The 15,080-nt window shown below is 58.9% G+C and carries 13 protein-coding genes; 1 reads left to right on the plus strand and 12 read right to left on the minus strand.

From position 1 onward, the window contains the following. The first annotated feature begins 84 nt into the window (after positions 1–84). Positions 85–1,221: an IS481 family transposase gene (locus VMP31_RS03535; RefSeq protein ID WP_325504136.1), complete on the plus strand. Its 1,137-nt coding sequence runs from the start codon at positions 85–87 to the stop codon at positions 1,219–1,221. Between the two features lie 238 nt (positions 1,222–1,459). Here the strand turns inward: VMP31_RS03535 and VMP31_RS03540 are convergent, their stop codons facing one another. The 12 genes from VMP31_RS03540 to VMP31_RS03595 form a co-directional block, all read right to left on the minus strand. Next, positions 1,460–2,632: a CynX/NimT family MFS transporter gene (locus tag VMP31_RS03540; protein WP_325504138.1), complete on the minus strand. Its 1,173-nt coding sequence runs from the start codon at positions 2,630–2,632 to the stop codon at positions 1,460–1,462. A 298-nt stretch (positions 2,633–2,930) separates the two neighbouring features. Beyond that, positions 2,931–3,743 carry an SDR family oxidoreductase gene (locus tag VMP31_RS03545; RefSeq protein WP_325504140.1) on the minus strand — a complete coding sequence of 271 codons (813 nt, stop codon included), beginning with the start codon at positions 3,741–3,743 and terminating at the stop codon, positions 2,931–2,933. Between the two features lie 289 nt (positions 3,744–4,032). Further along, positions 4,033–4,407 (minus strand): DUF2784 domain-containing protein, encoded by a 375-nt coding sequence (locus tag VMP31_RS03550; protein WP_325504142.1) that lies wholly within the window; start codon positions 4,405–4,407, stop codon positions 4,033–4,035. A 357-nt stretch (positions 4,408–4,764) separates the two neighbouring features. After that, complete coding sequence (locus VMP31_RS03555; protein WP_325504144.1) at positions 4,765–5,088, minus strand: helix-hairpin-helix domain-containing protein; 324 nt, start codon at positions 5,086–5,088, stop codon at positions 4,765–4,767. Between the two features lie 149 nt (positions 5,089–5,237). Next, a complete protein-coding gene (rfbD, locus tag VMP31_RS03560; protein WP_325504147.1) occupies positions 5,238–6,119 on the minus strand; it encodes a dTDP-4-dehydrorhamnose reductase in 882 nt (293 codons plus the stop codon). Between the two features lie 547 nt (positions 6,120–6,666). After that, on the minus strand, positions 6,667–7,200 hold the full coding sequence (gene rfbC / locus VMP31_RS03565; RefSeq protein ID WP_325504149.1) for a dTDP-4-dehydrorhamnose 3,5-epimerase: 534 nt from the start codon (positions 7,198–7,200) through the stop codon (positions 6,667–6,669). After that, complete coding sequence (gene rfbA, locus VMP31_RS03570) at positions 7,197–8,075, minus strand: glucose-1-phosphate thymidylyltransferase RfbA (RefSeq protein ID WP_325504151.1); 879 nt, start codon at positions 8,073–8,075, stop codon at positions 7,197–7,199. The genes rfbC and rfbA overlap by 4 nt, the downstream gene beginning before the upstream one ends. Then, positions 8,072–9,166, minus strand: a complete 1,095-nt coding sequence (rfbB, locus tag VMP31_RS03575; protein WP_325504153.1) for a dTDP-glucose 4,6-dehydratase — start codon at positions 9,164–9,166, stop codon at positions 8,072–8,074. The genes rfbA and rfbB overlap by 4 nt, the downstream gene beginning before the upstream one ends. 105 nt (positions 9,167–9,271) lie before the next feature. After that, entirely contained in the window at positions 9,272–10,552 is a 1,281-nt protein-coding gene (locus VMP31_RS03580; RefSeq protein WP_325504155.1) for an O-antigen ligase family protein, read from the minus strand. 316 nt (positions 10,553–10,868) lie between these two features. Next, positions 10,869–12,872, minus strand: coding sequence for a nucleoside-diphosphate sugar epimerase/dehydratase (locus tag VMP31_RS03585; RefSeq protein ID WP_325504156.1), 2,004 nt, complete (start codon positions 12,870–12,872; stop codon positions 10,869–10,871). A 98-nt stretch (positions 12,873–12,970) separates the two neighbouring features. Beyond that, on the minus strand, positions 12,971–13,978 hold the full coding sequence (locus VMP31_RS03590) for a glycosyltransferase family 4 protein (RefSeq protein ID WP_325504158.1): 1,008 nt from the start codon (positions 13,976–13,978) through the stop codon (positions 12,971–12,973). Continuing rightward, entirely contained in the window at positions 13,975–15,057 is a 1,083-nt protein-coding gene (locus VMP31_RS03595; protein ID WP_325504160.1) for an NAD-dependent epimerase/dehydratase family protein, read from the minus strand. Before VMP31_RS03595 ends, VMP31_RS03590 begins: the two co-directional genes overlap by 4 nt. Positions 15,058–15,080: the final 23 nt, after the last annotated feature.

Here is a 15,080-nt window from a genome sequence, read left to right on the forward strand (position 1 = left end):
GCCGGGAGACATAGGTAACAGGTGTCGGGAGACATAGGTAACGCATTTAGGCTTACGGAATCTTTCGAATGAGGAGTTCGAGCGATGCCGTGGCAGGAGTGCACCACCATGTCGATACGACGCGAATTCGTGTTGTTAGCCAAGCAGCCCCAGAGCAATATTCGAGAGCTCTGTCGACGCTATGAGATCAGTCCCAAGACCGCATACAAATGGTTGCATCGCTATCGCGAGCAAGGTGATACAGGGCTTCAGGATCAATCCCGATGCCCTCTGCAAAGCCCAAGACGAAGTAGTCCTGAGCTGGAGCAGGAGGTGGTGCGGTTACACCACCAATTTCCTTACTGGGGTGCTCGCAAGCTTCTCTGCTTGTTGCCCGATGGGGTTAAGCGGCCGCACCACAGCACCATCGATGCGATTCTCCGCCGCCACGGTTGTCAGGTGCGTTATCACGCCGGGGAGGCGCAAGCCCCTGCGACTCGGCGCTTTGAGCATGAGCGGCCGAACGAGCTGTGGCAGATCGACTTCAAGGGCAACTTCCACCTCTCGGATCGCCACTCTCCACGTTGTCACCCACTGACCGTGCTAGATGACCACTCACGCTTTGCGCTTTGCCTGGAGTCTTGTGAGGGGGAACGTTTGGAGCTGGTCCGTCCCAAGCTGATCCAGGTGTTTCGTCGCTATGGCCTGCCTCGCCGCATAACGGCAGATAACGGCCCGCCCTGGGGCTCGAACATCGAAGGCGGCTTATCGACACTGGAGATCTGGCTGATGCGCCTGGGTATCGAGGTTAGCCATAGCCGCCCTCATCACCCACAGACCCAGGGCAAGCTGGAGCGCTTCCATCAAACCCTCAAGCGGGAACTGCTGCATCGCACCTTCAGCGATCTGCAACACTGCCAGCGCGTGATGGATCACTGGCGGTCACAGTACAACCAGCAGCGGCCTCATGAGGCACTGGGCCAGCTACCACCGATATCGCGCTACCAGCCCAGCGTGCGCAGCTATCCGGAACAACTGCCGGAAATTGAGTATGAACCGGGAGATAGGGTGCTCAAGGTGAGTGGAACAGGGCAGGTTCGATTTGAAGGTAAAAGCCGTTTTGTCGGTGGCGCTCTGCTGGGCGAGCGAGTGGCCATCCGCCCGACCAAGGTGGATGACGTCTACGATGTAATTTTCATCCACAAGACCATCCGCCAGCTCGACTTGAGAAAGCGCAAGTGAAGATCAACAACCCGTTACCCATGTCTCCCGACAGGCGTTACCCATGTATCCCGGCTGAACACCGTGCGCACCAATAACCCAGCAATAGCCCTAGAAGCCTGACGGACTTAACGCTGTTCTACAGCGGAAAAGCCCGACAGACTCCTAGGCAGCGGCTAACACCGCGACCCTTGCGGTGCGCACCAGGGCAACCCCGATCCCCTGACACGGCACACCTACAACCATGCACCGCTGCCCCTCAACGCGAAGCACGCCTACGGCGTTCGCGGCCCATGATCCACGCCAGCAGGCTCATCAATACCGCCAGGCTGGTCAGCACCATAAAAGGCAGCTGGTAGTTGCCGGCCAGATCACGAGCCAGCCCCGTCAGCACCGGCGTCAGGCAGGCCAGGCTGTAGCCGACGAAAAGCATCATGGCGGTCCAGCGGCTGACCGCCAATGGCGATCCCGCTTCATACAAGGGCAGTACCAAAGACAGAGCGAAGGAGCCGCCCAGGCCCAGGCCGATACTGACTGCCCACAGCTCCGGCAGGAAGGTCGGCGCGAAGGTGATCATCGCCAGGCTCAGGGAAGACAACAGACCGCAGCCCAACAGCAGCAGGTAACGGTTGTCGAAACGCTGGGCCAGCCACGGCATCAGAAAGGAGCCGGGCAAGCCCATCAGCATCGAGAGGCTGAACAGGCTGTTGCTGTGCATCAGGCTTAGCCCGGCCTCGTGATAACGCGCCACCGCCCAGGTGGCCAGGGCGTAGAACAAGCCGGCCTGCAAGGCAAAAAAACCACTGATCAGCCAGGCCCTGGGCTGTCGCCATGGCAGACCGACGTTGCCCTCACCTGCATCCGCCGCCTCGATCCGGTTCGGCAGGCACAACCACAACAGTAGGCCCAGCAAGGCCGGTACGGCCCAGACCGCCAGGCCACGCGCCCAGTCATCCCCCAGCAGCTGAGTGGCCGGCGCAGTCAACACCGCGCCACCTGCCCCGCCCACGGCCATGCTCAGGGAATACCAGCCCACTACACTGCCCATACTGGCCATGAAATAGCGCTTGATAAAACCCGATAGCAGCGGCCCCGCCACCGCAATGGCCGCCCCCAGCAGTACAGCGCTACCGATCAGAATCAGGCTGTTATGCCCCGCCAGACGCAGCAACAACGCCAGGGCGATTACCCCCATGCACAGGGCCAGGGTACGCTCCAGGCCAATACGCAACGCCAGGCGCGGAGCCAATGGGGCCAGCAGCCCCATGCACAGAACGGGCAGCGCCGTGGTCAGGCTGATCAGGCTGCGGCTCAAGGCCAGTTCTGTAGCGATACGCTCAATGAGCGGAGCCAGGGAGGTGATGCCGGGACGCAGATTGATCGCCGCCAGAATCAGGGCCAGCAACAGCATGGCCCGCGGGAAAGGTTTCACAGAACATCCATCGGTTTCGCGGCCAGGCCGACATGACGGCAAACCCTACCCCCCGGACTTGCGACAGGCAAGCCCGGGGCGCAATAAAGCTGACCTATAAATCAACTAACGGTGGTAACTCAGAGGTTGTGAAAAAATCGAGCGCTGTGACGAGAGGGTCTCCAGTCGTTCTCGGCAAGGCGCGCTGCGCAAAAAACGGGGGCGTTTAGTGAGCTAAATGACCCCGTTTTTTGCGTAGCGCAACGCCAGCAGCGGGCGTCTGGAGGCGCTCGCAGTAGGCGGGAGTTTTCACAGCCTCTCAGCCCTGCTTGGGTTTTACCGCACGCATCTTGTCGGCCATGGTGGTCATTTCGTTGTACAGCAGTTGCGGGTTCTTCTGCTTCAGGGCCCAGGCCATGCGGCCCTGCTCATGGGGCAGAATCATAAACTCGCCCTTGGCGATTTCCTGGTAGATGTAGTCGGCGATATCGCTGGCACTGATCGGCGAGCTCTCCAGCAACTTGCCCACCTGCGCCTTCATCGCCGGAGTCGGGCCGCGGAAGGAGTCGAGCAGATTGGTCTGGAAGAACGACGGGCACACCACATGCACGCCCACCTCCAGCATCTTCAGCTCGATCAGCAGGCTTTCCGACAACGCCACCACGCCGGCCTTGGCCACGTTGTAGTTGCTCATGGCCGGGCCCTGCATCAGCGCCGCCATGGAAGCAACGTTGACGATCTTGCCCTTGCTCTTTTCCAGCAACGGCAGGAAGGCTTTGCAGCCCTTGACCACGCCCATCAGGTTGATCGCGATCTGCCAATCCCAGTCTTCCAGCGACAGCTCGCTGAAGAAGCCGCCCGACGCCACGCCGGCATTGTTGACGATCACATCGATACCGCCGAAGCGCTCTTCACAGGCCTGGGCCAGCGCCGTCAGCTGACTGTAATCGCGCACATCGCAACGCTGGGTAAAGCCATCGCCGCCAGCGGCACGGACCAGTTGCAGGGTCTCGGCCAGGCCCGGTTCGTTGACATCGGAAAGCGCCAACTGCCAACCCTCACGCGCCCACCGCAGAGCGATTTCGCGACCCAAACCCGAACCCGCGCCGGTAATCATCATGCGATTTTGCATATAAAGGCTGCCTTGTTGTGCTGTGGTAGATGGCCCCAGTGTAGCGAAGGAATTATCCCACCCCATGCTCCATCAACCTTATGAATGACAACATAGCACCAGCCGCGGAGCAGAACGCCATACCGCGCGCCGGCCCCTGGGGGCTGGCAAAAATGAAGGCTAGGTTCAAATGTCGCAAAGATGTAGGAGCACGCCATGCTTACGAATCGCCGGCATGGCGCAGTGCCGCCAGCCGCTCCTGCAACCCGATGGCTAATGCCGCATGGGGCTAATGCTTTGTGACGCGACACTAAGCGCGTCGCCAGGGCCTGCGGCGCAAAAGCAGTCGGGCATAAATCAGCACATTGAACAGCAGCACAAAAGCCCCCAGCCACAGTTGCACCTGCGGCGTAAGGCCCGCCGGGTAGATCACCGGCACCAGGTAATGCTCGACAAAACCGCCGGTATACCCCGCCTGCCCAGCAGCCTGGCGCAGGCTGTTCTCCAGGGGCGTCAGCGGGCACTGCAGGTGCAGCACCTCCACCGTCACACCCCATAGCGCCGCCGGCAGATGCAGCCAGATCAGCCGATACCAGCGCCACACCAGCAGACCGCCAAACAGCACAAAAACAATAAACAACAGATGAAAAAGCAGCACGGCATCTGCAGCCAGCAACACAAACATCGCAATGTCCTTCCCGATTCGACCACCACCCACAGGGTAACCCCACGACAGCACAATCACAGCCCCGAGGCACGCGCATAGGGGCACGGTGTGCACTGTAGCCCGAACAAGCGCTAGCGCAGTCCGGGAACCGAATGGGGGCCGGAGCAGGTAGTGTTTCCCGGATTGCGCCAGGGCACCGGGCACTACGTAGGGTCGATGATGCCCTTCTCATCCACCATCGCGACTTGGTGGATGAATAAAGCGTCATCCACCCTACGTCTCATAAATGCAGCCCACAAAAAATGCCGTTCACCTGACTTAAGGTGAACGGCATTTGGGGTGAATAACCGGTCTTTCGATAAACGCCCAGGCGCGTCAGTTAACACTCAACTTGTCGCGATTCTTTTCCAGAATCGCGGGCCCGATACCTTTGACCTCAAGCAACTCGTCCACCGAGGCAAAGTCACCGTGCGCCTCGCGGTAAGCCACGATGGCCTCGGCCTTGACCTGACCAATGCCCAGCAACTCGCGTTGCAGGGTAGCGGCGTCGGCGGTATTGAGATTGACAATGGCAGCAGTAGCGACCTGAACGGCTTCGCCCGGGCTGGCAGGTTTCGGAGACACCTCAGCCGCTGCAACCACCAGCGACATCGAGGCAAGCAGAGCGAACAACAGGGAGGAGAGTTTCAGTTTCAACATGGCTAGAGTCCTTTCGTGTGTTGTTATTCCAAAACGCGGGACTTCCTGCTCCGCGTTTTCTCAAAACTAGACGCTGTTAGAAGCCTGTCAAATAACCGAAGAAAAAAATTTGATCCAACCCATATAAATAACAAGCTGCTTGCAAGCAGCTACTGCCCCGCCAGCTCCAGCAAGACCGCGCGCAGCTCCGTGCGCCAGTCGGCAGGCTTTATCTGCTGCGCCTGCTGCAGGCGGCTGCAATCCATAACCGACCATGCCGGGCGCTTCGCCGGCGTGGGGTATTGCGCCGTACTGATGGCATGTACCACAGGCACCCGCGGCAACATGCCCAGCTCGTGCGCCTGAGCGAAGATCTCTTGGGCGAAACCATGCCAACTGCAGGCCGGCATGCCGCTGTAGTGATAGAGCCCCCACTGTAACGCACCGCTATCGCGGTACTGCTGCGCCAGGGGCCATAGTGCACAGGCGATACTCGCCGCCGAGGTCGGGCAACCTTGCTGGTCGGCCACCACTGACAGCTCCTCGCGTTCACGCCCCAGCCGTAGCATGGTCTTGACGAAGTTGTTGCCATGCGCGCCGAACACCCAGCTGGTGCGCAGGATCATATAGCGGCTGCAGCCCGCCACCAGTGCCAACTCCCCTGCCAGCTTGCTCGCGCCATACACCCCAGTGGGGGCAGTGGCATCCTGTTCGCCATAAGGGGTAGTGGCATCCCCGGCAAACACGTAATCAGTGGACAGATGCAGTAGCGCAATGGCCCTCGCCTCGGCGGCACTGGCCAGGTTCGCAACTCCATCACGATTCACTGCGTAAGCCAGTTGCGCTTCACTCTCGGCCTTGTCCACAGCGGTGTAGGCCGCCGCATTGATGATCAGCTGCGGTTGTACCCGCCCCACCACCGCCGCCACTTGCGCCGCATCGGTAATATCCAACTCGGCCGAGCCCATCCCTATCGCCTCGAAACCCGTAGGTACCAGGCGCATCAGCTCATGACCGACCTGACCATGGGCACCGGTAATCAATACACGCATATAAAAATCTCAAGATTGGAAAAATATCAGGCGCGATACCACAACCGAAGGTTGACGATCCGTAGGGTGCCACTCCCCGCAGGCAGTGCACCGTGGTTTATCGTCGCGGCATATCGCTAGCGGGTTGTCGCTGCGTTCCTGAACGGCCGGCGTCCCGAGCCGTGAAAATAGCAGGCGCGATGCAGCAGCCGAGGTTTGGTGACCCGTAGGGAGTCACTCGCCGCAGGCAGTGCACCATGGCTTATCGTCGTGGCATAACGCTGGCGCATTGTCGCTACGCTCCTAAACGGCCGGCGTCTCGGGCCACTCTACATCCTGTCACCGCCATCTACCGACATGCACATTCAACTCCCTAGCCCCTTGGGGAGAGAGCTGGGGTGAGGGGACAAAGCCCTGGCTGGACACTATATACCCATCAACACCGCCCACCCCCTCCCACCCCGCGGGAGAGGGCTCTAGCCGCGTTGCAAGCCGATTAGGAAAAGAGTGCATGACTGCCATTAGACTGGAATAAACGCCGAGTTTCGCCTTGCCCCTCGCACCTCATCTAACGGACCAGATCACGCAACCCTGGGTTGTGCATATCCTTGCCGGACAATTGCGGCTCGCTGATTGGCCAGGGGATATTTACATCCGGGTCATTCCAGATCAGACCGCCCTCATCTTCCGGGAAGTACAGGTCAGTGCACTTGTACTGAAAATCCGCCACCTCGCTCAGCACACAGAAGCCATGGGCATAGCCTGGCGGCACCCAGAGTTGACGGTGGTTCTCGTCATTCAGTTCCACCCCCACAAACTGGCCACAGGTCGGCGATTTCGGGTCGATATCCACAGCCACGTCATACACCGCACCGCGGCTGACGCTAACCAGCTTGCCCTGGGGGCGAGTGCGCTGGAAATGCAAACCGCGCAAGACCCCGCGCTGCGAGCGCGAATGGTTGTCCTGGACAAAGGACAAATCGATTCCCGCCTGGCGATAACGCTCGACCTGAAAAGACTCGAGAAAAAAACCGCGATGATCGCCGAACACCTTGGGCTCGATGATCAACACACCGGGCAGGACTGTCTCGATGACCTTCACTCAACAGCCTCCTGAGTCAGTAGGCGCTGAAGATACTGTCCATACCCAGTTTTGCTTAGCGCTTTGGCCTGCCTGGCAAGTTGCTCGGCGGAGAGCCAGCCCTGCTGATAAGCGATTTCTTCCAGGCAGGCCACCTTCAGCCCCTGGCGCGCCTCGATGATATGTACAAAGTGGCTAGCTTCCATCAACGAATCATGGGTGCCGGTATCCAGCCAGGCGAAACCACGACCAAGCAGACTGACATGCAAATCACCACGCTGCAGGTAGGCGTTGTTCACATCAGTGATTTCCAACTCCCCGCGGCTGGACGGTTTTACCTGCTTGGCAATTTCCACCACCGAATTGTCGTAGAAATACAAACCGGTTACCGCGTAGTTGGACTTCGGTATCGCGGGCTTTTCCTCAATCGAGATTGCCTTGCCAGCGCTATCGAATTCCACCACACCAAAGCGCTCTGGGTCGGAAACGTGATAACCGAATACGGTGGCACCGCTTGCGCGACCGACGGCATCGCGCAGCATGGAGCTGAAGCCATAGCCGTAAAAGATATTGTCGCCGAGGATCAAGCAGACGCTGCTATCACCAATAAACGACTCGCCGATCAGGAACGCCTGTGCCAGGCCATCCGGCGAAGGCTGCTCGGCATAGCTCAACTCGATACCAAACTCGGAACCATCGCCCAGCAGCTTGCGGAAATTCGGCAAGTCTTCCGGGGTGGAAATGATCAATACCTCGCGAATGCCGGCCAGCATCAGCACCGACAAGGGATAGTAGATCATCGGTTTGTCGTAAACCGGCAGCAATTGCTTGGATACGCCCCGGGTAATGGGGTGTAAGCGCGTACCGGAACCGCCGGCGAGAATGATGCCTTTCATGCCTGCTCTCCCAAACGCCCCAATTGATATTCGCCGCTCAGTACCCGCTCCCACCACTGGCGGTTGTCCAGGTACCACTGCACGGTCTTGCGCAGCCCCGTTTCGAATGTCTCCTGCGGCTTCCAGCCCAGCTCGCGCTCGATCTTGCTGGCGTCTATGGCATAGCGGCGATCATGCCCTGGCCGATCCTTTACAAAGGTAATCAAAGCTCTGTAGGAGCGATGGGGACGCCCAGTCCTTGCGTCGCGATCACCGGCTCCCGGTGCCAACTCATCGAGCAGGTCGCAGATGGTTTCCACCACCTGCAAATTGCGCTTCTCGTTATGCCCACCAATGTTGTAGGTCTCGCCCACCACACCGCGGCTGGCCACCTCACACAGGGCCCGCGCATGGTCTTCCACATACAGCCAGTCACGAATCTGCGAGCCGTCGCCATATACGGGCAACGGCTTACCAGCCAGCGCATTGAGGATAACGTGCGGGATCAGCTTCTCGGGGAAGTGGAACGGCCCGTAGTTGTTCGAGCAATTGGTCAACAACACCGGCAGGCCATAGGTACGCTGCCAGGCACGCACCAAATGGTCAGAACTAGCCTTGGAGGCCGAGTAAGGCGAACTCGGTGCATAAGCTGTGATTTCGGTGAACAGATCGTCCGTCCCCTCAAGGTCGCCATACACCTCATCGGTGGAAATATGATGAAAGCGGAACGCCGCCTTCTGTGCGTCAGCCAAACCACTCCAATAACGACGGGCGGCCTCCAGCAGGCTGTAGGTGCCGACAATATTGGTCTGGATAAAATCCGCTGGCCCATCGATGGAGCGGTCCACATGGGACTCCGCTGCTAGGTGCATCACCGCCGTTGGCTTGAATTCGGTAAACACCGTATCCAGGGCCGCACCATCGCAGATATCCACCTGATAAAAATGGTAACGAGGCGAATCGGACACTGAAACCAGCGACTCCAGATTGCCGGCATAGGTCAGCTTGTCGAGGCTGGCAACCTCGGTGGCGGTATTGTCAATCAGATGGCGCACTACGGCAGAGCCGATAAAGCCGGCACCACCGGTGACCAGTACTCGACCTGAAGCCATATGGCCTAATCCTTGGATTACGGATTTGCTTACGCTTACCGGCGTACTCGGTGCCCACAACGGCCACCTACTTCGGCAAGCAGCTTAGCGAGTGGAACCTAGGTGTTATGTCAAAGTCAGGGAGTCGTTTTCAGGCTTCTCCTGAACACTCGGCTCTAAACACTCCCTTCCATCGCGACGACTCACGCCTAGTAGAATGCCTACAGGGAACCAGAACAACACCCAATATGGGCTTGGGCGATGGAAAATGGCATAGACATCCGAAACCATAGCCACCATGGCCAACACCAACAACGCCAAGCCCAGGCGCGCCAAAGGCTCAGCTCTACACTGCCAGCCCTTCCATAGCAGGCTTAGTAACAGCAAAACAAAAAGGCTAAATCCGACGATGCCGTACTCGTACCAGAGCTGCAAATAGAGGCTGTGGGCATGCAGAAAGCCTAGACTGGAGTTTGGAAAATTAAATATTAAATCCGCCCCAGCCCCTGCGCCCATTAACCAAAATTCGGGAAGGCGATCAGCCCAGTTACCCCAGATCAGATCACGGCCACTTACACCTCTTCTCTGCTCATACTGAATTTCTGGCCAGAACAGACTGGCTACCACCACAACCATTAAACAACCCAGCCCGATCAAGGTTCGTGACTTAACATTAGGGAACAGCAGCAATGTGGCCAGCCCCCCCGCAGCAGTAGCAAACCAAGCTCCGCGGGAAGCCGTGAACAATATATAGGCCAGCAGCCCCGACATACCCATGACCAGTAAAGCAGCCTGCCAAGCACGCACCTTAAATCCGACCAAGAGGTAAGTCAGAAGCACCGCAAATACGCCGTAATAGAGTCCGGCGATAATAGGATTTTTAAGATCCGCCAACCCGCGCCAACCCAACTCATGTAATCGAGCATACCGCAGTGCCCGGTAACTTACCGGCTTATCCAAGACACCAAACTGGTAATAAAGCGTCAGCCAAGCAAACACAACGGCCGTAGCAGTCACAGCCACCAGCAACCAAGTAAAAGCTCTCTTGTGCCTTACCAGGCAGGCTACAGCGAAGACATAGAGCAGGATCAGCAGCGCTATCTTCAGCCAATAAACAGCCCCATTACTTGAACCGGGGTTGAGTAAACCACTCAACAGTACCCACGCCAGCAGACACAAGAAAAATACCCCTGGTACCTGAGACCAAGTATGCAAAGACAATCGCTGCCAGAGAAACAGAACCAGTGCAGGTACGAACAACAACAAATAGGTCTGTGTTGCATAACGGCTGCCATCGCTGTTGAACAACAGCCCTGTCAACTGTACAAAGAGCCCCAATGCTAAAACCATTAGCCAAGCCTTGGGCAACACCACATCAGACACCATTAATCGCTGAGTAAACCGCACAAATATTCCTTCTAATCCCTAGTACCAAATAACCCGGCATACCCCCTGATAGGCGCATGCTAGTGGCCTGTCTCGTCATAGTCGCTTCCACAACCAAGGCCTGCTCACTAGAGAAACCAGGCCTCTAGGTCCACCAACAGACACCGGATATCGCCAGCAAGCTGGCTCCTACAGAATGCTGTCGAAAATATTTCGCCGGCATCGGTAGTTCTGAAGTAACACAGCCGTGTAACGATGGCTTACGCCGCTTGTTCACCACGCAACAACATCATGCTGAAGTCGACGCCATCAAAGCAGTCATCAACGACAAACCGCGCTAGGGTTCGATTCGACGCTGCTGATGGATCCAATCGACGATTTCCCCCTCAGGGGCATAGCCGCTCACTGATTCTCGCAATAGTTGCCGCACACGGTCGTAGTCATCGTGCTCCACCGCGTTGAGCAAATCCGCCAGCAGAGTCTTGAACAGGTTCCAGGGCAAATACTCTTCATTGGCGCGCTGAATCATCGGGTGCTCGGTCGGGCTGACGTCGCCACCGATCAGCAGCTCCTCGTAGAGCTTTTCGCCAGGGCGCAGACCGGTAAACTCAATGGCAATATCGCCCTGGAGATTGTTCTCCGAACGCACACTCAAGCCGCTGAGGTGAATCATCTTCTCGGCCAGAGCGGCAATTCTCACCGGCTGACCCATATCCAGCACAAACACATCCCCGCCCCGCCCCATGGCACCGGCTTGAATCACCAACTGAGCGGCTTCTGGAATGGTCATAAAATAGCGGGTGATATTGGGGTGGGTGACAGTGACCGGCCCCCCCTTGCGAATCTGCTCATGGAACAGGGGAATCACCGAACCGGAGGAGCCCAGCACGTTGCCGAAGCGCACCATGCTGAAGCGTGTCTTATTGACCCGATGCAGTCCGTCCTCATCGTGAAACAGCACCGGGGCCGCCTCGCCACTGAGTGCCTGCAGGGCCATTTCCGCCAGGCGCTTGCTACTCCCCATGACGTTGGTCGGACGCACCGCCTTATCGGTGGAGATCAGCACAAAATGCTCGACCCCCGCTTTTATCGCCGCCTGGGCGGTAAGGATAGACCCCAGCACATTGTTCAGCACACCTTCAGCGATATTGTGCTCGACCATCGGCACATGCTTGTAGGCCGCCGCGTGGTACACCGTATTGACCGCCCAGGTGCGCATCACATCCAGCACGCGCCCGGCATTGCGGATCGAACCCAAGATAGGCACCAGTCGTACCGCCAGGGACTCGCGGCGCAGACGCTGCTCCAATTCGTTATGAATGCTGTAGAGATTGAACTCGCTGTGTTCGAACAGCAGCAAGGTCGCGGGCCTGGCCGTGACAATCTGTCGGCACAGTTCCGCACCGATAGAGCCACCGGCACCGGTCACCATTACCACACGGCCCTGAATGCAGCGCTCCAGCAGGGCCATATTGGGCGGCACCGCGTCACGCCCGAGCAAGTCGGCAATCGCTACTTCCTGTAGATCATCGACTTTGACCCGGCCACTGGCCAGATCCATAAAATCCGGCACGCTGCGCACATGCAACGGAAAGCCTTCGAGCAATTCGAGTATTTCCCGCCGCCGCGAGCGGGAAAGTGAGGGAACCGCCAGAAGAATTTCCTGGGCTCCAGTGTCGTCGATCATCCGCTGAATATGCGCGGGACGGTATACCTGCAATCCGGCAATGATCTGCGTGGAAATGCTTTTATCGTCGTCGACAAACGCCACCGGCTGCACCGAACGCCCAGCGCGCAAGGCTGCCACCAGCTGATTGCCCGCCGCCCCCGCCCCGTAGATCGCGACCTTTGGCAGCACATCACGTCGCCCGGCATTGCCGAAAGACAACTGGCGCGCCGCCACATACCAGTCGCCCATAAAGTACTGGCGCATCAACAGACGCAAACCGCCCACCAGCAACAGGCTGAACCACCAATAGTTGAATACCAAAGAACGGGGCACCAGGGCCGGCGCACCTCGGTACCAGTAAACCGCCAGGGACAGAAGCAGAGCGGCAAGCGTCACCGCCTTGAAGATCGCCACCAGGGCGTCATTGCCGAAATAGCGCATTACGGCGCGGTACATACCCAGACGAATAAACAGCGGAATGGCGATAACCGGCGCAGCGATAAACAGCCAGGCATGATCGCCAAATGGATCGATCCGCTTGTCAAACCCCAGCCGCACGACAAACGCCAGCCACAGCGCCGACCAGACCAGCACAACGTCCACTATCACTTGCAGCAAACGCTTGTAGCGCCGCGGCAGACGCAACAATGCAGTGCGCAGCTTATCCGTCATTCTTTTCCACCATCGCTCACCCGGAGCAACCGCAACCCATCGAACGATGGGCGCGCACAGCTTAGCGCAACGCGATTTGGCATAGCCAAGGCAATCATCTAATCGGCAACTCCGGCACGCAGCGTCCAGGCCAGCCCCAGCAGCGGGATATAGGCGATCATCAGGCCTGCAAGGCCGTCCAGCCCACCCAGCACCACCCACAGCGCAATCGGCAATAGCCAGCACAGACTCAACAGCGCCACGCTCAGGGTGACCGGTAAGTGCCCACCATAGCGTCGCGCCGCGTGCTGGTAGGCATGGCTGCGATGCGCCTCATGCACCCGCTCACCGCCGAGCAGACGTCGTACCAGTGTCAGCGTGGCGTCGACCACAAAGACCCCCAGCAGAATCAACCAGGCCCAGAACAGATCGGCCGAAACCCAGGCGGCCTGCAACACCATCACACCCAGTACCATGCCAAGAAAACCACTCCCCGCATCGCCCATGAAAATCCGGGCCGGCGGGATGTTCCAGTAAAAAAAACCCAGCACAGCACAAGCTAGCGCCAGCGGTGCCCACAGCAGTTCGGCATGCCCGCTCACGGCGTAAAGCAACGCGCCCCCCAGGCAGACCGCAAGCGCCTCCACACTGGCAATGCCATCGATGCCGTCCATAAAGTTATAGAGGTTCAACAGCCAGACCAGGCCCAAAGCGGCCAGCCCATGCCCCAGCCAACCCATATTCAGCGAAGCCCCCATCACCGCTAAAGGTGGCATCCCACCGAGCCAGTACAGCGCCCAGCCGGCCGCGGCGAAATGCCCCAGAAGACGCCAGCGGGCAGGGATATGGCCATGATCGTCAAGCAAACCCAACACCGCGACCCCGCTACCGGAGCCAAGCATCGCCCACATCACCGCACCCTCCAGGCCACCGCGGTAAGCCAGCCAGGGCAATGCCAGGAGAAAAGCCAACACTAGCGCCACACCGCCCCCGCGTGGGGTAGGCACCGAATGGGAGCTGCGTCCATTAGGAATATCCAGCAGGCTGCGCGCCAGGGCATAGCGCCGCATCCGCCCGGTGAGGAACCAGGACAGCAGCACAATCAGAAGCAATAAGCCGATCATCATCGGCCAGGCCGCCCAAGGAAATCTTCGGCGGTTATGCTCAAAGCCTCAGCCACTCCATGCACAGGTTGCCAGCCCAGCAACGTTCTGGTTTTTTCAATATCAACACATAGTTCGCCGCACAGACGCTGGGCCACCGAGCCCCGGCCCAACAGCTGCAAGCCACTGCGCAACCAGCTCCGCGGGACCGGCAGTAACCGGGCAGGACGCTGCAGCGAGCGGGCCAGATACCTTGCCAGTTCAGCGACGGACCAGTCATCGCCATCGCTGACCATAAAGGTCTGGTTTGCCGCCGCAGGATGCGCCAGGCAGATCAGCAAAAGATCCAGCAAATTGTCCAGCGCCACCAGGCTACGTCGGTTATCGAGCGCCCCCAGGGGCAGCGGCAGGCCGTGAGCCAAGCTGCCCATCAGACGCTTGAAGTTGGCTCGAACCCCGGGGCCATAGATCAGCGGCGGCCTGATGATCACCCACTGTATACCCGTACGCTCGCATAAGGCCTGCAAGGCCTGCTCGGCTTCCCACTTGGAGTGCCCGTAGGCATCGCGCGGGCAAGGTTGATCGGCTGCGCTGAACGCGCGCCCCGGAGGCGTTTCCTCACCATTGACCTTGACCGAACTGATCAACACGAAGCGCTTCACCCCCGCCTCGGCAGCGGCTGTGGCCAAGCGCAGCATGCCCTCGACATTGACCGCGCGAAAGGCAGCCAGCGGATCCGTGGCAACCTCATCCATCACATGCACACGCGCCGCTGTATGCACCAGCACATCGATGCCCTGCAACGACTCTGAACTCACCGCAGCCACCGCCAGATCGCCCAACACGCGCCGCTCGCAGGGCAACTCGCCCTCGGCTAATGCATCCGCCCTGCGCAATCCCGCAACCGCGTCAACCCCGTCCAGGGCCAATAAGCGCTGCAGCAGCGCCCGCCCTACAAAGCCACTGGCACCGGTAACCAGCACCCGCATCAAACGCCACCAAATGGGTCGGCTAGAACTGGGGTCAATGCTTGCATGGTCCGCTCCCGCAGATAGGTTTTGATTAACGGTGTCCCCAGTGCAGGTCACATAGACGATAAACATTGGGTCGAGCGGCGCTCCGTTGA

Source organism: Pseudomonas sp., assembly GCF_035512415.1.
Classification (GTDB): Bacteria; Pseudomonadota; Gammaproteobacteria; order Pseudomonadales; family Pseudomonadaceae; genus Aquipseudomonas.